This is a genomic window from Blastocatellia bacterium (assembly GCA_025054955.1).
Taxonomy (GTDB): Bacteria; Acidobacteriota; Blastocatellia; order HR10; family J050; genus JANWZE01.
Map to the genome: position 1 here is coordinate 40,748 of JANWZE010000127.1, position 24,569 is coordinate 65,316.

The 24,569-nt window shown below is 56.8% G+C and carries 23 protein-coding genes; 4 read left to right on the forward strand and 19 right to left on the reverse strand.

What is annotated here, in order from left to right; genetic code table 11:
- Window positions 1-91: 91 nt before the first annotated feature.
- The 9 genes from NZ823_15625 to NZ823_15665 form a co-directional block, all read right to left on the reverse strand.
- Entirely contained in the window at window positions 92-1,162 is a 1,071-nt protein-coding gene (locus NZ823_15625; protein ID MCS6806557.1) for a VWA domain-containing protein, read from the reverse strand.
- Window positions 1,143-2,123, reverse strand: a complete 981-nt coding sequence (locus NZ823_15630) for a VWA domain-containing protein (protein MCS6806558.1) — start codon at window positions 2,121-2,123, stop codon at window positions 1,143-1,145. Before NZ823_15630 ends, NZ823_15625 begins: the two co-directional genes overlap by 20 nt.
- 115 nt (window positions 2,124-2,238) lie before the next feature.
- Window positions 2,239-3,186 (reverse strand): helix-turn-helix domain-containing protein, encoded by a 948-nt coding sequence (locus NZ823_15635; protein MCS6806559.1) that lies wholly within the window; start codon window positions 3,184-3,186, stop codon window positions 2,239-2,241.
- A gap of 43 nt (window positions 3,187-3,229) precedes the next feature.
- Window positions 3,230-3,640, reverse strand: coding sequence for an acyl-CoA thioesterase (locus NZ823_15640; GenBank protein MCS6806560.1), 411 nt, complete (start codon window positions 3,638-3,640; stop codon window positions 3,230-3,232).
- A gap of 39 nt (window positions 3,641-3,679) precedes the next feature.
- Window positions 3,680-4,639, reverse strand: a complete 960-nt coding sequence (locus tag NZ823_15645) for a hypothetical protein (protein ID MCS6806561.1) — start codon at window positions 4,637-4,639, stop codon at window positions 3,680-3,682.
- A 467-nt stretch (window positions 4,640-5,106) separates the two neighbouring features.
- Window positions 5,107-6,033 carry a bifunctional enoyl-CoA hydratase/phosphate acetyltransferase gene (locus tag NZ823_15650; protein MCS6806562.1) on the reverse strand — a complete coding sequence of 309 codons (927 nt, stop codon included), beginning with the start codon at window positions 6,031-6,033 and terminating at the stop codon, window positions 5,107-5,109.
- Window positions 6,034-6,040: 7 nt separating this feature from the next.
- Window positions 6,041-7,105 (reverse strand): butyrate kinase, encoded by a 1,065-nt coding sequence (gene buk, locus NZ823_15655; GenBank protein MCS6806563.1) that lies wholly within the window; start codon window positions 7,103-7,105, stop codon window positions 6,041-6,043.
- A gap of 189 nt (window positions 7,106-7,294) precedes the next feature.
- Window positions 7,295-9,694, reverse strand: a complete 2,400-nt coding sequence (locus tag NZ823_15660; GenBank protein ID MCS6806564.1) for a hypothetical protein — start codon at window positions 9,692-9,694, stop codon at window positions 7,295-7,297.
- Window positions 9,691-10,473, reverse strand: coding sequence for a protein-L-isoaspartate(D-aspartate) O-methyltransferase (locus NZ823_15665; GenBank protein ID MCS6806565.1), 783 nt, complete (start codon window positions 10,471-10,473; stop codon window positions 9,691-9,693). Before NZ823_15665 ends, NZ823_15660 begins: the two co-directional genes overlap by 4 nt.
- Before the next feature lie 118 nt (window positions 10,474-10,591).
- Between NZ823_15665 and NZ823_15670 the strand changes: the two genes are divergently transcribed.
- Together NZ823_15670 and thiO are read left to right on the forward strand one after the other, a co-directional pair.
- On the forward strand, window positions 10,592-10,732 hold the full coding sequence (locus NZ823_15670; protein ID MCS6806566.1) for a hypothetical protein: 141 nt from the start codon (window positions 10,592-10,594) through the stop codon (window positions 10,730-10,732).
- 8 nt (window positions 10,733-10,740) lie between these two features.
- Window positions 10,741-11,895 (forward strand): glycine oxidase ThiO, encoded by a 1,155-nt coding sequence (gene thiO, locus NZ823_15675; protein MCS6806567.1) that lies wholly within the window; start codon window positions 10,741-10,743, stop codon window positions 11,893-11,895.
- Here the strand turns inward: thiO and NZ823_15680 are convergent.
- From NZ823_15680 to NZ823_15690, 3 genes are all read right to left on the reverse strand, one after another.
- Window positions 11,887-12,159, reverse strand: a complete 273-nt coding sequence (locus NZ823_15680; protein ID MCS6806568.1) for a EutN/CcmL family microcompartment protein — start codon at window positions 12,157-12,159, stop codon at window positions 11,887-11,889. The two genes, thiO and NZ823_15680, sit on opposite strands and share 9 nt — an antisense overlap.
- Window positions 12,156-12,452: an ethanolamine utilization microcompartment protein EutM gene (gene eutM / locus NZ823_15685; protein ID MCS6806569.1), complete on the reverse strand. Its 297-nt coding sequence runs from the start codon at window positions 12,450-12,452 to the stop codon at window positions 12,156-12,158. Before eutM ends, NZ823_15680 begins: the two co-directional genes overlap by 4 nt.
- A 68-nt stretch (window positions 12,453-12,520) precedes the next feature.
- On the reverse strand, window positions 12,521-13,327 hold the full coding sequence (locus tag NZ823_15690) for a class II aldolase/adducin family protein (protein ID MCS6806570.1): 807 nt from the start codon (window positions 13,325-13,327) through the stop codon (window positions 12,521-12,523).
- A gap of 206 nt (window positions 13,328-13,533) precedes the next feature.
- Between NZ823_15690 and ruvA the strand changes: the two genes are divergently transcribed.
- A complete protein-coding gene (gene ruvA, locus NZ823_15695; protein MCS6806571.1) occupies window positions 13,534-14,148 on the forward strand; it encodes a Holliday junction branch migration protein RuvA in 615 nt (204 codons plus the stop codon).
- 481 nt (window positions 14,149-14,629) lie between these two features.
- On the opposite strand, the gene aroB is transcribed toward ruvA, so the two are convergent.
- The 6 genes from aroB to NZ823_15725 all read right to left on the reverse strand — a co-directional run bounded on the left by aroB (window position 14,630) and on the right by NZ823_15725 (window position 22,366).
- A complete protein-coding gene (gene aroB, locus NZ823_15700) occupies window positions 14,630-15,793 on the reverse strand; it encodes a 3-dehydroquinate synthase (protein MCS6806572.1) in 1,164 nt (387 codons plus the stop codon).
- Complete coding sequence (locus NZ823_15705; protein MCS6806573.1) at window positions 15,766-17,259, reverse strand: hypothetical protein; 1,494 nt, start codon at window positions 17,257-17,259, stop codon at window positions 15,766-15,768. The genes aroB and NZ823_15705 overlap by 28 nt, the downstream gene beginning before the upstream one ends.
- Window positions 17,260-17,978: 719 nt before the next feature.
- A complete protein-coding gene (locus tag NZ823_15710) occupies window positions 17,979-18,857 on the reverse strand; it encodes a xanthine dehydrogenase family protein subunit M (GenBank protein ID MCS6806574.1) in 879 nt (292 codons plus the stop codon).
- A gap of 13 nt (window positions 18,858-18,870) precedes the next feature.
- On the reverse strand, window positions 18,871-19,542 hold the full coding sequence (locus NZ823_15715) for a zinc ribbon domain-containing protein (protein ID MCS6806575.1): 672 nt from the start codon (window positions 19,540-19,542) through the stop codon (window positions 18,871-18,873).
- The gene (locus NZ823_15720; GenBank protein MCS6806576.1) at window positions 19,542-20,054 is read right to left on the reverse strand and encodes a (2Fe-2S)-binding protein; all 513 of its coding nucleotides are present in this window, start codon (window positions 20,052-20,054) and stop codon (window positions 19,542-19,544) included. Before NZ823_15720 ends, NZ823_15715 begins: the two co-directional genes overlap by 1 nt.
- Window positions 20,051-22,366: a xanthine dehydrogenase family protein molybdopterin-binding subunit gene (locus NZ823_15725; protein ID MCS6806577.1), complete on the reverse strand. Its 2,316-nt coding sequence runs from the start codon at window positions 22,364-22,366 to the stop codon at window positions 20,051-20,053. Before NZ823_15725 ends, NZ823_15720 begins: the two co-directional genes overlap by 4 nt.
- A gap of 115 nt (window positions 22,367-22,481) precedes the next feature.
- On the opposite strand from NZ823_15725, the gene NZ823_15730 reads away from it, so the two are divergent.
- Window positions 22,482-23,444, forward strand: coding sequence for a queuosine salvage family protein (locus tag NZ823_15730; protein MCS6806578.1), 963 nt, complete (start codon window positions 22,482-22,484; stop codon window positions 23,442-23,444).
- Here the strand turns inward: NZ823_15730 and NZ823_15735 are convergent.
- Window positions 23,441-24,388 (reverse strand): carbohydrate kinase family protein, encoded by a 948-nt coding sequence (locus NZ823_15735; GenBank protein MCS6806579.1) that lies wholly within the window; start codon window positions 24,386-24,388, stop codon window positions 23,441-23,443. The genes NZ823_15730 and NZ823_15735 overlap by 4 nt on opposite strands.
- Window positions 24,389-24,569: the final 181 nt, after the last annotated feature.

The following is a 24,569-nucleotide window of genomic DNA, read 5'->3' on the forward strand; positions in this document are numbered from 1 at the left end:
AGAGGCCGCTGACACGGTTTGCCGGCGCGTGGTGGTTTGGCTCATGAGCCGGCGGTTCCTTAACAACCAGTTGTTTTTGTGGATCACCGGGTCATCTTGCCCGCTTGGACTCGGTCAATGGATTCGCATAATAACCCGACCGTGTGCGAACTGATGCTTTGTGGGTCTTCTCTGATGGTTTGAGTTCAACTCGAACAGTGCGCCACTTGCCGTCTCGTTCGGCGTTGGTGGGGTAATAGCCGATAACATACTGCGCGCGTAGCTCTCGAGCGATGCTCTGAGCAATTCCGTCCAGCTCACTCAATGACTCAGGGTAGAAGACGCGCCCGCCAGTGGCCTGGGCGATGTGTTCCAAGTAGCGCCGTGCGCGTTTTTCCTGTCGGCTGATCTTTCGTTTTCCGGTGCCCTTGAAAATGTTGTATTGGTCAGCGCCAATGCCGGCGGTGAACCCGATGACGTAGACTTGCACGTCAGAGGCGCGAAGCGCTTCCAGCACCTGTGATTCCGTGTAGTAGCTATCGCGTTCCTCCCCGTCGCTAATGAGGACAATCGCTTTTCGCCGATGCTTGGCCTGCTTTTGTGCATGTTGAACAGACAGGTAGATGGCATCGAGCAGCGCCGTTTGACCGTGCGCCACCAGATCACCGAGGGCTTCTTCAATGTCTTCTATCTTCTTGGTGAAATCTTGCACCAACTCGGCTTGGGCTTTGAATTCAACCAAGAAAAATTCGTCTTCGGGATGACTTTCCCGAATCAGGCGCAGCGCCGCAGCGATCACATTGTTCAGCTTCGGGGCCATGCTCCGACTGGTATCCACCACCAGACCGATACTGGTGGGCACTTCCTCCTGACTAAAGAAGGCCACCTGTTGTTTGACATTATCTTCAAAGAGGATAAAGTCGGTTTGCGTCAAACCGGTGACGAAGCGATTCTGTGAATCCAGAACGGACACATCCAATGTGACAAGCTCCGACAGCAGCTTGATCGTGTCAGTCGGCTCTTGTTGCGGCGAAGTAGCAGGTTTTGGGTTTTGTTGTGGCTGAGCGTTAGCCCATCCAATTTGATGCGTGCCTGTCAGGGATACACACAAGCCAATGGCGATGATGAAGTCGAGGAGGGAAGAGAGAGCTTGGCGGCGTGCATTACGGTTTTCGTGGCGCATAATAGCCCTCTCGACCGCGAACCCGCAGGCGCGGCAAGCCCCGTTGAGGAGTCACTTTGACGCGCAGCTTTCGCCACTCTCCATTGGCGGCTACATTGGTCGGGTAAAAGCCGAGGCTGTATTGATGCCGCAGCTCCAGCGCGATGCGTGTGATTACGTCATCCAGTTCAGGCACCGTGTTGGGGAAGAATGCCCGTCCGCCTGTGAGCGAGGTGATCTCCTCAAGGATCGCTCGGCCCATCGGCTCCTCCTGTGAGTAGCCGCCAAAGGTGCTAAAGACGCCGATGGCGTATATCTGCACGCCGGTTTCTTTGATCTGTTCGCGCAGTTGCCGGTAGGTGTAACGTGATGAATTGTCCATGCCGTCGCTAATAATGAGGATTGCGCGACGTCGTTGCTGACCCTGCGCCACCTTCTCGATCGCCAGATAAGCGGCATCATACAGCGCCGTCCGTCCTGATGGTTCGCGTAGCATGAGCCGTGATGTCAGTTGTTGTCCGCTCGTGGTGAAATCTTGTAGCAATTCCGGTCGTTCATTAAAGCCGATGAGGAAAAACTCGTCATCAGGATGGGAAGCGTCAATGAACCGGCTCAAAGCTAATCTGGCTCGTTGAATCTTTTCCTTCATGCTGCCAGAGAGATCGAAGACAATTCCAATGGTGATCGGAGCGTCTTCTTCAGCAAAGAAGACGACCTCTTGCTTGATCTTCTCATCGTAGATTTCAAAGTGTTCCTTGCGCAGGCCGGTCACAAAGCGATCGTATGGGTCCAAGACCGTGACCGGCACGGTGACTAAGTCAACGTCCAAACGTACTGTGGCCGCTGTCTCCGGTTGTGTCGGCGAAGGCGTTCGCTGTTGAGCGCGAAGGTTGAGCACGGCGATGAGGGCTACGACAACAACCGCCAATGGAGCGGCCCTCTTGATGATTCTTTTGACTGACTGGCTCGTCGAATTCATCATGGCCGTCACTCCTTGTGTAGTCTCACAGGGGATTATCCATATCCTGTGATCGGCTGTAAAGACCGTTCATGATGAATTGAGAAATGGCGTCGGCTCGCCGTTTCATGAGCATTCCTCAGGGTCTCTTGACAAATTTGGGGAATGTTTGACGAGTGATGATCACCGGTTGATCGGGGGTGATCGTAGGCGGCAATTGAATTTCGCGCCCATTGATTGTGACCAGCAGTTGAGAGGCATCGCCATTGTAGATAACGATACGGTTCGTGGCCTGGAAGACGCGCCGGTCGCCTGCTTGAAGCGTTTCGCCACGCGCCATGTCAGTGTCAGCTTGGACCACCACATAGCTGGAGCCAACCGCTCGGATGCTGAGGTCAAGGCGAGTTGGAATCGGAATATCTGCAAGGGGCGGCGGCGAGGTGGATGGTTCTGGCTCGGGCTGTGTCTCAGCCGATGTGTCCAGTGGTTCTGTCTCAGCGGCGGCGCGGGGTTGTTGGGCTGGAGGCTGCTCCGTGGCCGGCGCTGTGACAACTGCTGGCGGCTCCTGCAGTTGTTCTGCTGGCGGAGTCGGTAAGGAGGGCGCCGGTGGTGTTGGTGTTGGCATCGCCAGCGTGGGCACGTCGGTCGAAACAGGCGTGGTTGCGTACGTTCGCTTCCAATAATGCCAACCGGCCAGCCCACCCAGGGCTAGGACAACGAGGATCGCGCAGGTGATGACCACATTCGCCCACCGTGGCGACCCCGACTTGCTTGCCAGCGCGCTCGGCGCCAAGTGAGGCGGGGTCGGTTCCGGCTCTCCAGACTGTTGATAGTACAGTTTCAGCGCATGAGTTTCATCCATGCCGACAGCGCGAGCAAATGAGCGAATGAAGGAGCGGGTGAACAAGCCGCCCGGCAGCGCGCTGAAGTCGTTCTCTTCAATGGCGCGAAGGAATCGCACGCTGATGCAGGTGGATTGCGCAATATCGTTCAGGCTTATTCCCAGCCGCTCGCGCCGTCTTCTTAGCTCCTCGCCGAGAGTGGCAGCTTGCGCCTCTACCACAACTGACTCTACCTGCGTCTCCATACATCACCAGTAGGTCATAATATGGTTACAACCAACAGTACTGTCAAGCCTGCATTTGGGCGATCAATTCTGGCGGCATCGCGGTGGGACGCCGCTGCCGATTGAGAAAAATATGCACCGTCTCTCCTTCCGCTAACAGCGTTCCATCGGTTGCGCGAATCGCTTTATATGCAAACGTCAGCGAGCGGCTCCGCAATCGTGTCAGTTGCGTCGAGATTATGATCTGGTCGTCATAATACGCCGGATGGCGATACCGACACCGAGCCTCAGCAACGGCCATGAATAACCCGTGTTGTTGTTCCAGGTCACGATAGTTGATGCCGCGTTGGCGACACCATTCAACGCGGGCGACTTCAAACCAGATCAGGTAATTGGCATGGTAGACAACGCCCATTTGATCCGTTTCGGCATATCGAACGCGCAGGTGTGTGATCGTTGTTTTGGATGCGTTCATGAAGTTGATCAGCCGCTCTGTCGTTTGTCAGCAGGTTTGTTACTCAATCTGTTTGACCATGAACGGAAATTCTCCAACAGGACTGAGCCTCGTCCCGCTTTTTCCGTAGACGCGAATCGTGTATCGCTGCTTTGGCAATAGCTCTCGATGAATAGTCAGATTAAATGTCTCCAACCGATTTCTCTGGAGTTCATCCGTTTGCCAGACAATCTGTCCTTCGTCGTCAACAATCTCTGCGCGATAGAGTTCAAACCGCGACCGGGATTCCGGATTGAGAATGAGATGAAATCCCGTCGCCGTCTTGGGCAATTCGATTTGATTAACAGCGCGAGGCCCGCCACTTTGTCTGAGAAAGGTGGAGGAAAACAAGTCAAACACCGGCCAATTCACCCACGGTCCTGAGTACTGCTTCAGCTTTTCATTCAGTTGGTTGATCTCCTGAGATTTCGTCTGTTGCATCACTTGGTTCTGTTGTTCCAGCTCTTGAACCTGAGTCCAGAGCCGGGCGATGCGTTGTTCCGCTTGAGCCTGCACGTGCTCGACCTTTCTTTTCATCCACCACTGATAACCGACCAGAGCGAGCAGCAGGCCCAGTAGCAGTGAGAATACAATGAGCGTGCGTCGGTATCGCTGCTGCGTCACAAAGCCTCGCGGCGCGCGCCGTCTGCTGCTCAACCCAGGTTGATGAAGCGCGGCGGCATCAGCGCCGGCTTGTTGATCTAACGGCAAGCGACGTCGGTTCTGCTCCCATTGTTGAATGATTTCGTGAGGCAGCATGCCTGTTGTGAAATGATCGAGCAGTTGGCTGATCTCATGCGCCGTTGAGTTGCAGAGGTGACACTGGAGCAGGTGTTGTTCGATACTCTCTTGTTCTTCAGGAGCAAGATTGCTACCACGGAATGCCACCAGTCGCTCCAGGCTTGGATGCTCCGTCACAGCCGAATTAGCATTCAGAAGCGAGAACGAGAATGAGTTTTGGCCCCTTCGTTTGTTTGGCATACAAATTCCAACTGTTTGTTTCGGGCGTAATCATATCATAGACCAGGGCAATGAGCGACAACCGTCAAGACGCCAATCGCAGGCTGCGCCGGCCATACGAGCGGAATGTAACCGGGGGTGCGGCCTCTAAGTAGGTGGACAAGCGTTCTGGGACATTTTGGGGTGACAGGACGTTTTAGCGTGCGGTGACGTGTCACCGCTTTCCGGCCAAAGCTGCGACATGTCGCAGCACTCCAAAAACGCCACGAACTCTTGTCACGTTACTTAGGCAGCGGCCGACTACCACAGGCGTGGTGAAGCTGCGCGACCTCTGGTCGTGTTGCCGTAGGCGCGCCAATGGAGGCTGCAACGCTCTGATGGTGAGTTCTCTCAAGACCGGGGCTGCAGGCTCGTTGCAGGCGTGCGCCAGACGTTCCCACCGTCATGGGTTGAATGATCGCGTGCCGATGCTGATCCTTCGCCGCGAATTATTCTGACCGCCCAGATGGCTCCGACATCAGCAGTCCCAACGCAATGGAGAAGAGTTTGGCCTCTGCTGTGTCAGACCGTGAGGGAATCAGGATCGGCGCGCGCGCGCCAACAACGACATGCGCAAGCCGAAACCCAGCGAAATAGGTCGTGCTCTTGGCCAATATATTGGCCGCTTCCATATCCGGCGCAACGAGGATGTCTGCATGACCCGCGACTGGCGACTCAATCTGTTTGACGCGGGCTGCATCGGCACAGACAGCCGCGTCCAGCGCCAGCGGGCCGTCTACCACACAGCCTGGTATTTGCCCGCGACGGTTCATCTGAGTGATGATGGCCGCGTCGAGCGTCGAAGGAATAGACGCCGAAACTTTTTCAGTGGCCGACAACAACGCGACTTTTGGCTCTGCGTAGCCGAGCGCGTGAGCCACCTGTACGGCGTTCAGGATGATCTGGACTTTTTGCTGGCGATCCGGATGAGGAACCACTCCGCCATCGGTGATCAGTATCAGCTTGGTCTCATTCGGTTGCCGGACTTCACACACGAACACGTCGCTCAACAAATGCCCGATGCGCAATCCATCGGCTGGGTCCAGCACTGCTTTCATCATGGTCGCTGTGTCCACAGCGCCTTTTAACAAGATCGAAGCGTCGCCCGCATGCACCAACTGAACAGCGCGACGGGCGGCCGTTTCGTCATCCGCGCAATCCAGCACCGATTCGGGGAAAACCTCTGCGGCGGCAACATCTGACCACGCCTGCTTGATCTCATTCGCGGGTCCAAGCAGTATAATCCGAACAAGGCCGAGTCGTTCAGCTTCGATAGCTGCCGTCAGCGCTGTGCGGTTCTGTGCGCCGATGACGGCAGTGGTTCGTCGCCCTACACGCTGCGCATAAGTCAGAAGTTCATCAAGGTTGTGAATCATCGCTGCCTCACTCATACTCGCGAGCTGATTCCTCGCCCCGCAGCACGCGCAGGGCGCCCAGCGCCAATGCTTCCATTTCAAATTCGCCAGGCATGACCATCACCGGGGCAATGAACAAAACCCGCGCGATAATCCAGCTCGTCAACATGCGAGAATGTGCAAGCCCGCCGGTCAGGATGATGGCATCCACTCGTCCGGCCAATACTGTCGCCATCGCGCCGATCTCTTTAGCGATCTGGTAAGCCATTGCTTGATATACTTCATGAGCCAATCTATCGCCCTGAGCAATGCGTTGCTCCACTTCAGTGGCGTCATTGGTGCCAAGGTAGGCCATCAGCCCGCCTTCCCCCATCACCATGCGTCGCACTTGCGATTCGGTGTACCGGCCAGAGAAACAGAGCGTGATGAAATCCTGAAGCGGAAGACCGCCGGTTCGTTCCGGAGAAAACGGGCCGCTGCTGGCGGCGTCATTGGCGTCAATGATGCGGCCGCCCCGAACCGGGCAAACAGAAATGCCGCCGCCCAAATGGGCAACGACCCAGTGCGAGTGCTCATAGGATTTTCCTAATAACTGAGCTGCGCGTCGCGCCACAGCATGGATATTCAGCGCATGAGAGAGGCTCCGGCGTGCAATGGCCGGATGCCCAGAGTAGCGCGCCAATGGCTCAAACTCGTCAACCGAGACGGGGTCCACCACGAATCTGGCTGTCTGCTCTGGTTCTCCTATGTCAGCGGCCAGCGCCGCGCCCAAGTTCGATACATGCTGACCTTGCACCCCACGCCGTGCATCCTCCAACATGCGCTCGGTGATGCGATACACGCCGCCAGGCACCGGCTTGAGCAAACCGCCCCGCGCGACGACGACGTCAAAATCGGCTTCCGTATAACCCCAGCGACTGAGAGCTGTTCTGATCGCCTGCCGTCGAAATTCAAACTGGTCCCACACCGTAGGAAATTGCTTCAACACAGCCGCCTCATGCGCGAGCGACTCGCTGATGATCATCCGCTCGTCTTCAAAGACAGCGACTTTGGTTGATGTCGCGCCTGGATTGATAACCAGAATCCGGTACATGCTCCTCCACTTATCGAGAACGTCGTTGGTCGGGCAGCGTGTTCACCTGCTTCTGCTGAGGCCTGCCCGAAGCGCCCTGTGCGCGCGCTCGTAGTGTATCCTTGTTTGCGCGGTTCGCGCGCTCGCGTCGCACATGAACAACTTGGAGCGGGTCTTGGGCGTGTGGCGTTGCGTTTGAGCACATAAACATCATTTCTTCCGCAAATGATAGAAGAGGCCGCCGGCCAACGCATAGCATCCCGTTGCGATCAGTGTCATTCGCGAGAACCCGATGCTCATGGCCAACAGCGGTGCGCTGACCGTGGCGACGACCGACGCAAATCCATTGACTGCCCACGCCCATGGAATCAGCGCCGGCGCTGCTTCTGCGGTGCGTCGCAGTCCCATCGGAAAAAGGTGACCCAGCGCGAAGGCCAATGGCGCCATCGTGAATGCGGCGTTTGCCATCCGCCATCCCAGCGGCCAGGATTGAGTCAACGCCAACCACTTATCGAGCCAGGAGAGGTAGCTCAGTGAGAGCGCAACGATCACTGCGGCCGCCGCCGTGACCACATGCTGCGGCGTCGCTCGCCATCGTCCGCTCCACTGACTGCCCAGGCCGCCAAACACCAGAAATGTGGCGATCACTGCTGCTGCTGAATAAATCGGATGTGAGAGGTAGAGAATCAACTTCTGCAGAAATCCTATCTCCAGCAGCATGAACCCAACTCCCAGCATGCTGAAATAGGCCAGCGTGATCGTTCTTCTGCTGACTCCCCGCAACGCAGGCAAGCCCGGCAGCAGTGGCGCCAGGATCATGATCGAGGCAAGCGCCGCAACTTGGATGAGTGCCACCAGCAGCAACAATGAGCCAAGTTCCAAAAAGGCTGGCAGCGTCCCCTTCAGTTGCTCGCGCATATCGGGCAAGGCGCGCCACCGGACAAACTGATTGAAATAGGGTCGGTCATCCGTCGGCGCTTCAATGGCGAAAAGGTATTGACGTAGAAACTCGGATCGGCTCGGTCCGAGCAATGCCTGGAAGGCTTCCACCTCATAGGTTTGATCTATGACGTGGAATTGATTGGTTTCGGAAGGATGCAGGTCAGGCAAATAACAGAGATCAAACCCGCGATCCTGGCTGAATGAACGGATACGTTGCAAGGCTTGCGGCGTCCACGGCTGTGTTGCAAGCAGCAGGGTCGCTGTCTCCCAACTGCGAATCATCGCGAGATGCGCAGCCGGCTCCAGATTGCGGCGGCGCAACGTCTGCGCGGCCAGATCAAAGATGCGCAGGTGGTCGCGCGGTGGATGTTTGGTGTAGACAGTCACAGAGAGCAGGCCTCGCTCAGTCAGGTGATCAACGAGCATATCAAATGCCTGAACCGTGTACAGGTAAGATTCCATCGCTGCCCGCAAGCTGCCGCCGGTTGTGCCGGAGGGATCAAAGAGCGGTAGTTGAATCAGATCAAATCGTCGGCTCGCAGCGGCCAAGAAGCCTCGCGCATCCTGCTCGTGCAGTTCGACAGTCGGCGCCCGATAGATTGAGCCGCCCAGATCGGCCAACGGGCCGAGCATCGTTTCGATGATCTGTCGGTTGTTTTGCAACGCTACGACCTGCTGGCTTCGATGAAATAGCGCCAGCCCGATAGCCGCGCCGCCGCCCGCTCCGATGACCAGCGTGCGCGGTTGCTCAACGAGCTGATACGCCAATGCGCCTGTCGTGTAGTCAAGAAATGCCCATGCCTGTGGATGCTCGACATCATAGATGATGTTCGTCTCATCTCCGTCCACAAGCAACAGAACACGCGAGGGAATCGGATGCGGATTGAGCAGGCTCATCCCCGGCGGGGCATCGTGAACGGCTGGCCCTCGGACAACATCAATGCGCCCCAGCGGCCCGAACTGCGTATGAATGATCTCGGTTCCCGGCTTGGCCAGCTCTAGCGAGAGCTTTTTGTATGGCGACAGAATCACGGTGGGAGGAAACAACCAGCCTGTCAGAAATAATCCCACGCCGACGAGCGTCATCACGCCGATTGCTTTGGCGCGCGGCCACGGCACCAGCATCACAGCCGCCAGATACGCGAGCGCGGCCAGCGCCATCAGCACGCCTTCCAACGGCAGCAGCTCCATCAGCACAATCGCGCCGAGCGCGCCCGCGCCCGACCCCATCATGTTGGCCGCATAGTGTCCGTGAATATGCTCAGGCCGGTCCATCAGCGCCAAGCCGATCAATCCTCCAGCCAGAAGAAATGGCGCAAGCATCGCGCATTCCAGACCGAAGATATGAAGCCACTGACGCGGTAAATTCCAGGCCAGATAGTGCTCGTCGAGAGGAATTTTTTGACTTACCCAGACCGACAATGGAAGGCTATAGGCAAACGTCACAGCCAATCCCCAGAGCCATGCTGCTCGGCGTTGAAGAATAGGTTTTTGCCAGAGCGTGAGCGCCGTGCCGCTTGCGCCGAAGCCGAGCAAGGCAACGCTGATAACCATTGAGGCAAAGTAATACCAGTAGCGCAGCGAGAGCACTCGCATGAGCGCCAGTTCCAATCCGATCACGGCCAGTGACATCAGGAAGATGGCCAGCCGCAGACGCCACACACTCATCCTTTGCCTCGAACGAGCGGGACAAACCGTACTGGCATCAGATTTCGCGTTCGGATTTTCCCGTCAGCATTTTTCTCCACCAGCATCAACGATTGCGTGCCCAGCGGCGGGCCGACGGGGATCACCATGCGTCCGCCTTTCTTTAACTGGGCGATCAGTGGCGGCGGAATTTCGCCGGCGGCAGCCGTCACGATGATCGCATCAAACGGCGCTTCTTCCGGCCAGCCGTAGTAACCATCACCGTGCCGCACTTTCACCACCGTATAACCCAATTTGTGAAGTCGCGCCTGCGCCTGTCGCATCAGTTCGCCGATGATTTCGATGGTGAAGACATGAGGCGTGAATTCCGTCAGCACAGCCGCTTGATAGCCCGACCCGGTGCCGATTTCCAGCACACGAGAGTCCGGCTGCAAACGGAGCAAGCGGGTCATCTCCGCTACGATGAACGGTTGGGATATGGTCTGCCCGTAGCCAATCGGAAGCGGCGAATCCCTGTAAGCTTCTGCGGCGAGCCGTTCAGGAACGAATTCGTGTCGCGGCACGCGCGACATCGCTTGTAACACAGCTTGATCGCTCAACCCATACTCCTGAATGCGTCTGACCATGGCGTTGCGCTCGGCTTGACGAGCCTCAAATCGCGGCGGTGACCATGTCTGTTTTTGTGTGGTCGGCTGACCGGCCATGGGCGCTCCGTAGGCTAGTGAGACCGCAATCGCGCCGACGAGAAATCGGATCGAAACCGTAGTGAGTTTATCCTGTTGAATCCGTTTCAGTCGCATCATCCATCAACCAGTTGCTCTGAATGTGCTCGATTATTCTACACCGTTTTCATTCGAGGGGAAACATCGCGGCCATCTGAGGAGTTGCTCATGTCGCCGGTCGCGACAGCCCGAAACGATGAGCATGGAGCACCGGCTGGAACGCCTGTGCCACACGGCTCAGGAAGTGACGCGCCGTGGTCGGTTCAAAGCGGCGACGTTGCCTAGCGGGATGGCCGATCGCTCGAATATCCTGTCGCTGGCCGGTTGCATTGCATGAGAGCGAGAATGTATAACATCACCATGAAGTGCACCAGCGATGTCATCATCATTGGCGGCGGCATCATCGGCTGCTCGATTGCGTATCGTTTAGCTCAAGCCGGACTGCGCGTCATCGTGGTCGAACGCGGACAGCCTGGCTGTGAAGCCTCGACCGCAGCCGCCGGAATGCTGGCTCCGCAATCAGAAGCTGCTCATGGCGTGTTGGGCGCATTCTCTGAGTTATGTTACGCCAGTTGGCAGTTGTATCCTGACTTTGTTCAGCACCTGCAAGAGGACGCCTCGTTCACGGTTGATTACCGTCGTGATGGGAGTCTCTTTGTCGCTTTCGATTACGTAGAGGCAGAGGCGTTAGCCGGCCTGGTCGAGCGTCAACAAGCGGCGGGTCGTCCGGTTGAAGAATTGTCACCCGCGCAATTGCGAGAGCTGGAGCCGCTTCTCTCTGAGCACGCGCAGGTAGGCGTCTGGTTGCCTGACGATCATCATGTGGATACGCGCCTTTTGATGAATGCCTTGACGGTGGCGTGTTTGCGGCGTGGCGTTCAGTTCATCACCGAGACGCCGGTGATTGGTCTGGCATCTGAAGGTGCTCGCGTCATTGGCGTGCGTGTTCCCGGCAGCCTGCTCTCAAGCGCATTCGTCGTCAATGCCGCTGGCAGTTGGGCGGGATTGGTTGATCCTTCCATGATGCAATTTCCTATTCGGCCGATTCGCGGTCAGATGGTCCAGCTCAACATCCAACCACAGCCGGTTCGGCATCTGCTCCATTCGACAGGCTGCTACATCGTGCCGTGGCCAGATGGACGATTGCTGATTGGCGCGACTGTGGAAAATGTCGGATTCAACAAATCAGTGACGGCTCAAGGCGTTCATCAATTGCTCAGCGCGGCGTTGAAGATGTTGCCAGCTCTGCATGGGGCGACCGTTCAAGGAACATGGGCTGGATTGCGACCTGATACGGAGGATAATCTCCCTATTCTCGGCCCTGCTCAATGGCAGAACGTGATCATGGCGACAGGCCATTTTCGCAATGGTATCTTGCTCGCGCCAGTGACAGCGCAGTTGCTCACGGAGCTCATCACCACGGGGGAAGCGTCGCGTTCGTTAGCGCCTTACAGTCCGCAGCGATTTCTCAAGGAGTCAACGGAGAGCGCTTCAAGTTGAAGCGATTTGAACCGTATCCACGATGCCTACGATGGCCGCGTCAATGGGACGATCCTTACAATCGGTGGCCATGCGAGCCGAGCTGCCCGACACCACGATGACCGTTTCGCGGTATCCCGCGCCAACGGTATCAACCGCCACCAGGTAGCCGGATTCGTCGTGCCCTTCAGGGCTGACTGGACGCACCAGCAGGAGTTTTTTCCCTTGTAGCCGTTCGTCCTTTCGCGTGGCCACCACTGTGCCGAGAATGCGTGCCAGGATCATGATGATTTCTTGGTGCGGGCTTTGGGGCTGACGGGCAACGCCTCGTCCACCGCTTGATGCGGACGAGGGATGACGTGAACGCTGACCAGCTCTCCAACCCGTCGTGCCGCGGCCGCGCCGGCGTCGGTGGCCGCTTTCACCGCAGCCACTTCGCCACGCACAATGGCCGTGACGAAGCCGGCACCGATCTTTTCGTAGCCGATCAAGGTGACATTCGCCGCTTTCACCATGGCGTCGGCAGCTTCGATCATGGCTACCAGACCCTTGGTCTCGATCATTCCCAATGCATCCATCGTGCTATCCTCCGATTCATGTTGCCGCGCATATCATAGAAAGCTCTCGGATCAGACGCAAGGAGCGTTCACCGTCCACGTTGCTCGGCGAGCGCGCGCAGCAAGAGCTCCACTGACTCAGCGATCAGGTCAATCAATTGCTGCCGGCTTAATGTGATCGCCTCATCAGACGCCGCCTGGCGATGAGCCGTCGTCATAGGCATTTGCGCGCGGCACAGTTCCGGCGTCGGCGACGACATGCCGGCCTTCTGACGAATTTCAAACAGCTTGCTGACCGCCTCCGGCGTCAACGGCTTTTCTTCACCCACCAATCGCGCGACCAATGCAATGCGAGCAAAATGTTCCAACGTTTCCATCCGGTAATAGGCTTGCTCAACTGTAGCGCCGCAGGTCAGAGCGCCATGATTGGCCAGCAACAACGCATCGTAATGAGCAATGTATGGTTTGATTGCGTCGGCCAGTTCAGGCGTTGTGGGTGTGCCATACTCAGCCAGCGGAATGCAGCCGAGCGTCAGCACCACTTCTGAGATCAACGGCGTCGTCAACGGGATGCCCGCTGCGGCAAAGCCTGTGCCAACGGGCGGGTGAGCATGGACGACCGCCTGCACATCAGGGCGTTGATGATAGATCGTCAGATGCATGACAAGCTCCGACGACGGCTCAAGATGTCCCTGCAGTTTCCGCCCCTGCTCGTCCACGACAACGAGCATATCGGGCGTCAAAAAACCTTTGCAGACGCCGGTCGGTGTAGCCAGAATCCGTCCCTTGTCAGGAAGTCGGGCGCTAATGTTTCCGTCGCCAGCGGCAATATAGCCTCGCTGGTACAAGCGCTGACCCGCTTCGATGATTGCGTGACGAATCGCCTGTTGATCCATGCGCGGTGCAAAATAGCTTGGCCAGCTTGATCCGTCAAGAGGCTGGTTTTTCGCCGACTGTCGTGAATATGCAAATCGGCTCGGGGCGAGAATGCAACGTAGTCCGTCAAGGGACTGATTTTCGCCGATTGTCGTAGGCACTGCGCCAGCAGTAGCTCTTGTCGGTCTTGTCTCTGCTGCGCGGACAGGCCAGAATATCCGCCCGTATGATCGCAAGCTTAACCGGCATTCTCAGTCACAAGCAGCCGACCAGCATCATCGTGGATGTTCATGGCGTTGGCTATGAGGTGAAGATTCCGCTTTCAACATACTATGAATTGAACGACGTCGGCTCGCCCGTCTCGTTGCTGATTTACACCTACGTGCGCGAGGACACGTTGCAACTGTTTGGCTTTCGCACGCAGCAGGAGAAGGAGCTTTTCTTACACCTGATCAATGTCAGCGGCGTTGGGCCGAAGCTGGCCGTTACGATCCTCTCCGGCTTGAGCGTGGATGAGCTGGTCATGGCGATACGCACCAATGCCGTCGCGCGGCTCTCCTCAGTGCCGGGGATTGGTAAGAAAACAGCGGAACGATTGGTTGTTGAACTGCGCGATAAGCTGGCCGGCATGACCACTGCCGAAGCTGAAGCGGCGTTTGCTCACGCGACGGCAGCAGATGCAACCGGCGAAGCTGTCAAGCAAGACGTCATCTCAGCGCTCATCAATCTCGGCTATAGCCGATCAGCAGCAGAACAAACGGTCACCGCCGTCATGGCCACAGAATCAAACCACGCGATGGAATGGATTTTGAAGCGGTCGCTCCAGCGGCTGTTTCGCTGAACGCGAGAGACTAGAGCGGTTTGCCAATCACTCTACCCTGGGGCGCGCACTTGCAGCGTGCATGAGCCCGCAGACGGGCGCTCCCCGGGTAAAGGCAATGGAAGATCGCTCTAAGTGAACAAGCTGATGGAACGCGGATGACACGGATTGGGCTGATCAACGCGGATCAATCCGTGAAAATCCGCCGCATCCGCTTCATCCGCGTTCTATCGAAACTCCACTAGCTTAGAGCGGTTTGTGAATGAGTTTACCCTGGGAACGCACGGTTCCAGCATGCATTAGTCCGCAAGATGTGAGGCCTCAGCTAAACGCAACTGAGGATCGCTCTAGGTGCTGCGGGGATCATGGAAGAAAGTTGAGCAACGTGTCACGCTGCGCCTGCTTCCTGCTCCTGCTTTCCATGTCGCTTTATCACACATGGCCTTTCTCTGGACTATCGGTATCATCATGTCAATTTCACTTCATTGTCGCCCAGAGCAGGCTATTTCTGTTTGGCCGAGTGGATGAACTGATGGAGCACCTGTTGAATCAGGCGCTCCGGTACATCATGGACGATGGTTGCTTCACCAATGCGCACCGGCGCGATGAACGTCAGGCGCCGATGGCGAGCTTTCTTGTCATGGCGCATCGCTGCCAACCAGGCATGTGCATCGAGGTCGGCCACTGTCGGTAAACGACCGATGGCATACACGGCGGTTTCAATCCGATCAACGTCAGATTGTGGCAGCAGAGCCAACTGGCGGGCCAATCGGGCCGCGAGGATCAATCCGTACCCCACTGCCTCGCCATGGAGAAATCGGCGATAGCCTGTGATCGCTTCCAGCGCGTGGCCGAACGTATGACCGAGATTGAGCAGTTGCCGTCGGCCTGCTTCGCGTTCGTCGCTGGCGACGATATCAGCTTTAATGCGGCAACAGCGAGCAATCACGTCAATCAGTTGTGCTCGTGTATGAATCCCCTGACTGATTTGCTCGAATAAAGCGGGATCAGCCAGCAGGCCGTATTTGAGCGCTTCGTATAGACCTGCGCGAAACTGACGTGGCGGAAGCGAATCCAGCAGGGCGACGTCGGTGATGACCAATTTTGGTTGATGGAATGCGCCGACGAGATTTTTGCCTTCAGGCAGATTGACGCCGGTTTTGCCGCCGATCGAGCTGTCAATAGCCGCAAGCAAGGTTGTTGGAATGTGGATCAACGCGATGCCGCGCATGAAAGTGGCAGCAACGAATCCGGCCACATCGCCGACCACGCCGCCGCCGAGCGCCACGATGGCCGCATGCCGATCCAGATGCTGCTGGGCCAGTGCCCGATGAAGGCGGGCCACCGTGTTCAATGTTTTGTAACGTTCGCCATCGCCCATTAGCGCGGTCACCGTGTGAAATCCCGCTGCGGTTAAACTGCTGGTCAGTGTCTGGCCATACAGGGCAAGTACGCTCGGATTCGATATGATGGCGAGCGAATGCGATGAGCGACCGAGCGCCGAGCGGATCAAGGAACCGGCGTTCGGCAACAGGTGAGCGCCAATACGAATGTCATAGCTGCGTTCGCCAAGCTCAACGGAGATCAGCCGTGCGCGGCTGGCGCCTCGTTGTTGTGTGATGTGAGAGGTCAGGTCGGTCATGTTCGTTTGAGGGAGCGGGTGCATTCACTGATCACCTGATCGAACGAGAGTGTGCCCAAGTCGGCCAACGAGGCCAGTTCTTCTGCTGTATACTCGCCGCCACTGCTCCACAGATCAATCAACATATCTGCCGCTTTCTTGGATGTCCACCATTTCGTGCCGTAGCGTGTTTTCAGGCGCTCCCGCAATGCAGCCTCGAATAGCCAGCCGCGCAACCGATCAATGGCTGAGTCATCATCGTGGAGCACGTCAACGCAAGCGTCACCATCATGGCGAAATCCTGTGGCGTCTGTCAGGCATTGCGCGTATTGCTCAGTAGTGGCAGACCAGTCGCCGGCGGTGTGAAGCGTCTGCTCCACAGGTACGGTCGCCGCCGCTTGGCGGATGAGAAGCAATTTTTGCAGCCAGCCGAGCGTAATCAGCGTGCTTGATTTGACAATATGTAACATTTGCTCGAGCCAGACTCGATCGAGCGTCAAATATTCAAATAAGAATCCGAATCCATGAAGAAGGGCCGGGTCGCCGCAGACACGGAATTCAATGAGCAACGTCGGCGACATCCAGGCGTAGCGTTGTGCGCGTCCAGCTTCGTGGAGCAGGCATTGGTAGTGACGCAGTCCGCTGCCGACGGAGACGGATAAATGAATTTCATCAGGGATACGCGCCGGAAAGGTTCGCGTCCAAGGTCGCTTGCCGACTCGTTCGTGGGCGTCAATACGGATGTTGGTTGCTTTGTCTCGATCAATTCCGAGGTCATGCTGAATTTCACGATAGACTGCCAGCAAGCCATCTTCGGGGAACTGTGGGGCAAACGAGGGCAGATGCAGGAAGTAAGGAAGGTCGGCTTGCGTCGCCTGCCCGCGTGGTAAGCCGAGCAGATTTGGCAGCGCGTGGTCGAGTTGATCGAAATAGACGCTCTCGGTCTCTTGCAGAAGACGCGATGCCGCGCGGAGGTACTCTGATCGGTCAATCGGAGTGTGGCTCGCTCGCATTGATTCGTAGTCAGCGTATCCCAGCGATTGAGCGGCCGCGTGTCGTTCGTGCCATTGCTGTTGTCGCAGCTCGTTGGTCCGCGCCAACCAGTCAAGATATTGTTGGTGCAAGTGGCGACGGTGGCGCGCGTCTGCTTCCGTTGCCAAGGCCTTCACCGCGGCATAGAGCGACACCAACTCACGCCCGTCATGCAGCATGGCTTGTTTCTCTGCTTTGGCCAATTGCTCCGTCAGTTGGTATGTGCGTTTGTTGATGTAGTGCGTTTGCGCGTAGCCAATCAGCAAGCGAATTCCTTTTCGTTGACGAGTGAAATAGTCTGGGATGGAAGTAAGACGGTGATCCAGTTCGCCGATTGCATCCGGGGTGAACAAGTCGGCGAAGCGATCATAAATCGGGTACAGTTCCAGTTGGTTTTTTTGACCTGAGTGGTAAAGGAATTGTTCTGTCAGCAGTCGTGTGTGAAACTGGCTGATGGCCTCTCTGTACTGCTCCAGCATAGCATGACTCTCAGTTCCGGTAGATTAAAGAGACCGCCGAGGTGATTTGTCAATATGAGCAGATTCTTGGGAAACGCGATGATTCATGCTCACCTTGAGCGCGCGATGAGAGAGATGGTGGGCCGTTAGCCCAGTCAGCAGCGCACCTGAGCTTTTGACGCCTTCATAGGTTTTCGCCGGTCGTGGGTTGAGTTATACCAATTACGGAGCGAAATACCACGTTGATGGGGTCAAAAAGCATGCCGAGAGATGAACCGACCGAGCGGCAATTTGGGAGCTTCACTCGCCGTTTGGTACGACGCTCAGTCGGAGCGGTGCTGCTGAGGACGCCCACGTTCCTCTCCGGCCGCACCGCTGTTTGAAACGGGTTGATACACACGGATGTTTTGTGTTGCCGCCCCGCGAAGCAGGATGCTTCTAAGTAACGTGACAAAAGTCCGGCGCGTTTTTGGAGTGCGCCGACGTGGCGCAGCTTTGGTCGGAAAGCGGTGACGTGTCGCCGCACTCCAAAAACCGTGCTCATTCAATGCTCTTGGCTTTGAAAAGTCCCGGCTCAACTCACTAGCCGCTGACGCGGCCGGCTACACATTGGCGTATGGTGCGGTAGCGGCGCTCGGTTGTCGGGGCGTCTCTTGGCGTATGCTCCCGTTGACAATTCAATAGCGACTGACGGGGCTAGAGATGTATAGATGCCAATGGCATGTGCTTGCAGGGTAAACTCATTCACAAGCCGCTCTGATGGCTTGACCATCGAGACACTGTTGAAGGAATCGCACGAGCAACGTGGCGGTGACATGCCGCCGATACGATTCGGTCGAGCGAAAATCAGTGATCGGGTGAATGTCACGTTGAATGACCTCTTTGGCCTGTTGGATGAGCTGCGGTGATAAGATTTTGTTTGTCAGGAAGGCTTCTGTCTGCCGCGCGCGCACCACTGTTGGGGCCACGCTCCCTAATCCGATCTGAATGGAGTTGAGCAATCCATCGGCTTGGACGCGCGCTTTGGCAGCAATGACCACTTTGGAAATTGCTTGCGCTTGTCGCGTTCCGACTTTATAGAAGAAGGTTCGTTCATCAGGTTGTTGTTTTGGGATGCGGACTGCTAACAGCAGTTCATCAGGCTGGCGAATCGTTTGCCGATAGCCCGTGTAGAACTCATTGATCGAAACTCGGCGTGTGCCGCGCGCGCTGCCCAGTTCCAGTTCTGCATCGAACACGGCCAAAACCGGCAGCGTGTCGCCCGCCGGCGAAGCGTTGACGATATTGCCGCCAATGGTTCCGCGATTTTGCGTCTGAACAGCGCCGATGGTCTTGGCAGCTTCCACCAGAATCGAGCAGTGGCGTTGGACAAGTGGCGAGTGAATGATCTCGGTATAGGTCGTGAGTGCGCCCAGCCGTAGCGTGGTTTCCTCTTCGTGGATGCCGCGCAGCTCACGCAATGACCAGATATTCAGAACCTCGTGGGGGGCCAGCAGCCGCAGGTTGATCGAGACCATCAGGTCAGTACCACCGGCTAACACGTGAAGCTGAGCGCCACGCTCGCGCAAGATGGCGTAGGCTTCTTCCAAGGTTGTCGGCGAGTAGACGCGAATCGTCATCGTGGCTCGTGATTCAATTTCTGAGGGTCGAACGGCTACCGGGCGGTCGGCTCGGTTCACTCCCTTCAGCTTGCTCCAAGTGCCGCGTTGTTTGTTCGGTGACGCTGCCGACGGGTTCTTGATAGAGCGGATCACCCAACGAAGACGCCTGATCAAGCAAGCCGCTTGAGACTGGCTCAATCGTCTTTGGCGCCGCGCCGGCCGCTCCTGATGTCCTGGCGTAGAACAACCCGTAGCCCCACAGCGCCAACCCGATCATCAGCGGGATGAGGCCATTGGCCCATAGCACGTTAAACACCGGCACCACCTCCTCAGGAATGACGCCTCCGCTGACGAGGCCGCTGGCCAGTAAGTAAAAGAACAAACTGACGCCCACGCCCACACCGGTCGTAATCATGCCATGGCGAATGTATTTTTGCCGCTGCTCTTCTGGTGTCCGCGTTAACTCTTCAAGCTGCTTCACCAACTTGGGCAGCAGCGCTTCTCCCCAGATGCTATGGGCATTGGGGTCTGTCTCTTCGATCTTGCGCATGAGCGTCTGCGCCAGTCGCGCTCGGCTCACTTGATCTTCGGAGCGTTCAGCGCCTCGTTGCAATCGGCCAAAGAGCGCACTCAGATTCGTACCGCAACGGCGACAGAATTTCACGTTTGATTGATTCTCAGTTCCACACGCTGGACAATACATCACCCACCTCCATGCCCTGCTTTGGTGTTGCTGGTCTCCGGTCTGCCATCGCCTAACCGCGCAGCCCACTCAATAGCCTCAACAATTTTGGTGTAGCCGGTGCAGCGACACAGATTTCCCGCGATGAACTGCTTGATCTGATCATGGCTCGGATGTGGCTCTTGATCTAACAGTGCCTTGGCGGCCAGCAGCATACCGGGCGTGCAGATGCCACACTGCGTAGCGCCGGCTTGCCAAAACGCTTGCTGCAATGGATGAAGCTGATCGTGCTGGGCCAATCCTTCGACAGTCAGGATGACGGCGCCATCGAACTGGCAAATCGGCGCCAGGCAGGAATTGATCAACTGACCATCGGCAATCACCGAGCAGGCGCCGCACTCGCCTTCGCCGCAGCCTTCTTTTGTGCCCGTCAGATGCAGGTCCTGACGCAGCACATCGAGCAACCGTTTCATCGGCGGCGCTTCAATGGTATAGGATTTTCCATTGACGGTCAGTGAAATACTGATGCTCATTTGAACTCCTGATTTGGTCTCTGTCCCGCCGCTTGACAGGCCGCCTGGTGTAAACGTTCAGGGGTGATAGGCAGTTCGGTTACTCTTAGGCCGGTGGCTTGATAAATGGCCGAGGCAATGGCCGGCGCGCCGCCATCCATCGGCAATTCGCCGATGCCCTTAGCGCCAAACGGCCCGAACGGATATGGAGACTCAACCAGGATGGCGTGGATCTCTGGCGCATCAACCGCCGTTGGGATCAGATAGTTAGTCAGGCGGTTGTTGATCATGCGTCCTTGCTGCATGACGACTTCTTCCATCACCGCATAGCCAACGGCTTGTAGCGTCCCGCCTTCGATTTGACCTTCGGCTAAGATCGGATGGATGGCTCGTCCGACATCGGCTGCACTGATGACACGCAACACCTTGACCTCGAATGTTTCCAAATCCACTTCGACTTCGGCCACATCGGCGCCGAATGCGTAAGCCGCATAGGCGTCGCCACGGTACTCGCGCTCATCCCACTGCATACCGGGCGGCGGATCATATCGTTGAAAGACGCGCAGCGGACCATAGCGCTCGACATACGTGGTGACGGCATCGGCCAACGTCATAACCGGCGCATCAATGCAGAGCACATGCTCGTTTTCGATTTTGATCGCCTCGACTGAAACGCCGATCGCCTCAGCAGCCGTCGCGACTAATTTCTGTTTCAACTCGCTGGCGCACCGTTGAAGCACGCCGCCAATGATCATACAGGTACGCGAGGCAACAGTTGGGCCGCTGTCGGGCACGCGCGATGTGTCAGGATTTTCGATGAAGACCCGCTCATAGGGCAAGCCTAATTCTTCGGCGACAATTTGACAGAAAATCGTGCGCGTCCCCTGGCCGATTTCCGTTGTGCCGGTGTAGATGCTGGCCGTGCCATCCACCCGCAATTCCACAGCGGCTCCCGACCTCATATTTAATTCGCCGCTACCGGTAAATCCTGCGCCATGGTAGAAGAAGGAGAGTCCAACACCACGGCGTTTCGTTCCCGTCTGCCGGCTGTAGCGACGAACGAGTTGGTGATAATTGGCGCGAGCGACGGCAGCGTGGAGAACCTGATCGGAGCCGACGCTGTAATGAAGCCGCTGGCCGGTGGCCGTCCGATCGCCTTGGCGGAGCATGTTAATCTGTCGTAGCGTCAACGGGTCCATGCCAAGTGACTCGGCGATTTGGTCCATGTGCTGCTCAATGGCAAAGCAGACCTGTGGCACACCGAAGCCGCGAAATGCGCCATAGGGCGGATGATTCGTGGCGACCACTTTGGCTTCAATACGCAGGTTGTCGCAGTTGTAAGGGCCGGCGGCATGAATTGCGCCGCGCGAGAGCACGACCGGACTGAGCGTACAATACGCGCCGCCGTCCATCACGATGTCAATCAACATACTCATCAACCGCCCATCGCGTGTCACACCGGTTCGATGATGGATGCGAGCCGGATGCCGCTTGGTCGTTGCCGAAAGGTCTTCGACCCGGTCGTAGACCATTTTGACAGGCCGGCCTGTTTTGCGCGCCAGCACGGCCGCATGACCGGCGAGCATGTCAGGATATTCTTCTTTCCCGCCGAAGCCGCCGCCGGTGACTGTTTGCCGAACGATCACCTTCTCATCAGGTAGATCAAGAATGTGCTTCACCGCCCGATGGACATAGTGGGGGCATTGTGTTGACCCTTCAATGATCATCGCGCCGTCTTCACCGGGAATCGCGATCATGCCTTGCGGCTCGATGTAGAGTTGTTCCTGCGGTCCAACGCGGTATGTGCCTTCAATAATCCGATCGCTCTTGGAGAGGCCGCGTAGCACGTCGCCTTTGGTGATACAAATGCGTTTGAAAATGTTGTCCTGCTTAAAGAGCAGCTGTTTTCTGGCCAGCGCGTCATCCATGGAAAAAACGGCCGGCAGCGGCTCATACTCGATCTGAATGTGTTGGGCCGCTTCCTCCAGCACCTCCCGATCTTCGGCAGCCAACAACAAGATAGGTTCCTCAACATGTTTGACCTTACTCTCGGCCAGCAGCGGCTGATCATCCTCTATCAAGACGACAACGTTGCGCCCCGGAATATCGCGATAGTCAGCAATGACGACGCGGCTCCAATCAAACATTGGATCAAAATTGATGTACTTGATCAGCGCATGTGCCACCGTGCTGCGGATGGTCTTGCCATAGAGCATGCCAGGATACGTGATGTCGTCAACATATTTGGCTTCGCCGGTCAGTTTTTCGCGGCCTTCCTGACGCAGGACATTTTGACCAACGCTCATCGTATGAGCCTGTTGTTCGTGTCGCATCGGCGGAGAATCATAAGTGCTCTCGTGAGACTCGTCAACGAGCAGCCTGACAACAGGCTTGACAGCCGGCGGCCAACCACATACAACCTCACACCTAATGCGTACACATCCAGTCATGCAGAGCATTCAGCCCGTGATCGAACGCTCCCGGTTCGTCCGAACCGACGAGAAGAAGATGGCTCAACACGCAGCCTATCTCGCTTACGAAGAATTGCCCATCTGGGAGTGGCGCGCGCCCTACATGATTGCCGAAGATAGCCCAAGAACAATTGACTTTTTCTTGCTTCTGAACACGATCAATTTTGCTTTCACGGATTTTCAGCGCCATGTGCCGTTCCAGACCGAATACCGCGGCATGGTCTGGTCTGACGCCGAAGCCATGATCGCCTGCTTGCGACGAGCCTTGGAAAGGAGAGTCCCGATCCTGGAGGGCGCGTACCTGGCTGAGGTGACGCGGCCAGAGCTACAAAAAATTTTTCGCGGCAACATCGAAATGCCTCTGCTCGATGAGCGCGTCAAAATCCTTAACGAGGTCGGGCAAGTGCTTGTGCAACGCTACCGGGGTCACTTCTACAATTTCATCGAAGACTGCCCACCGAGAGCTTTTGATCGAGGCCGCGGCATCGTCGAGCGACTTGTCAAAGAATTTCCTTCGTTCAATGACCGGAGTCCTTATCAAGGACACACGGTCAAATTTTACAAGCGGGCGCAACTGGCCGCCTGGATGCTCTACGGACGATTGAGAAAGACCGGATTGTTCCGACTGAACGACCCGGATCAATTGACGGCGTTTGCTGACTACATCCTGCCAGCCGCGTTACGTCTGAAGGGCATTTTGCGGTATCACAAAAAGCTCGAAACGGCCATCGTCAACCGTCGCCTCATCCCGGCGCATAGTCCCGAAGAAGTGGAAATCCGCGCTCATACGATCTATGCGTGCTGGCGGCTGACTCAGGAGATCAACAAGCGGCGGCGGCCAGATCGTCAGATCATTGTCGCTCAGATTGACGCGCGGCTGTGGACGCACTTTCACACAACGGATTGGCCGCACCACTTGACGATCACGACGGCGTATTAAGCTGACGCGGAGAGCAGCGCCTCCGCCTGCTGACGCGAAGCCATGGCGCGCGCGCCCACGCGCGTGCAACACAACGCAGCACACGCATTGGCAAACGCAGCCACGCGCTCATAGGGCCAATCCTGAAGCAAGGCAAACGACAGGCCGCCCATGAAGGCGTCTCCAGCGCCGGTCGTATCAACCACGTTCACCGAAAACGCGGGCTGGTGAACCATCGTGTCGCGCGTCATAATCAGGCAACCTTCGCTGCCCATCGTCATGGCAACAACGGTTGGACCGAGCGAAAGCAGCTTGCGGGCAATGGCCTCAAAATCATTCTCACCGGTCAACTCACGAGCCGCCGCCTTGCACGGCTTGAGCACATCGGTCATGCTGAGCGCCGCCATCAGTTCGGCTTCGCTGCCCAATCCAGCGTTGATGAAGTAAGTTGGATCAACATCCAGATCAAAGAAGACCCGCGTGCCCGCTTCGCGCGCAATGCGAATCGCTTCATTGACCGGCGCTAGTGGCAATTGCGAAGCTTCGGTGTGAAAATGTCTCGCCTGCTGGATCGAAGTCGCAAACCGTGAGCGAACCTGTTCAGGCGTCACCCGGGCAGTCACGTTGGGGAACATATAGATGCACCGCTCTCCCTGCCCGTCAACCGGAATCCAGGTGAATGATGAACGCTCACCCGGCACGACTTCGACGGCGGTTGTATCCATGCCATCGGCGGCGAACGCCTCGAGGATGATTCGACCGTTGGCATCATCGCCGATTAACCCGATCCATCCGGCAGAAGCGCCCAGCCGCGCCACCTGCGTCAAGTTGTTGGCAGTGACACCGCCGGCATGAACCTCGAGCCGATGAGCATTGACCTTCTCTTCAGCGCCGATCAATTTCGGCACAAGCGCGAAATAATCAACTGTGCAACTTCCTAGGCCGACAACTTGGACGTGATTCATAAGGCACTGGCATTCAGTCAATGGATTTGGATAGAACGCCGATGAGGCGGATGCGGCGGATTTTCGCCGATTGATCCGCGTTGATCAGCCCAATCCATGTCATCCGTGTTCCATGAATGGCATTAGTTCGTGGAGTATTGGAGAGAACGCGGATGAGGCGGATGCGGCGGATTTTCGCCGA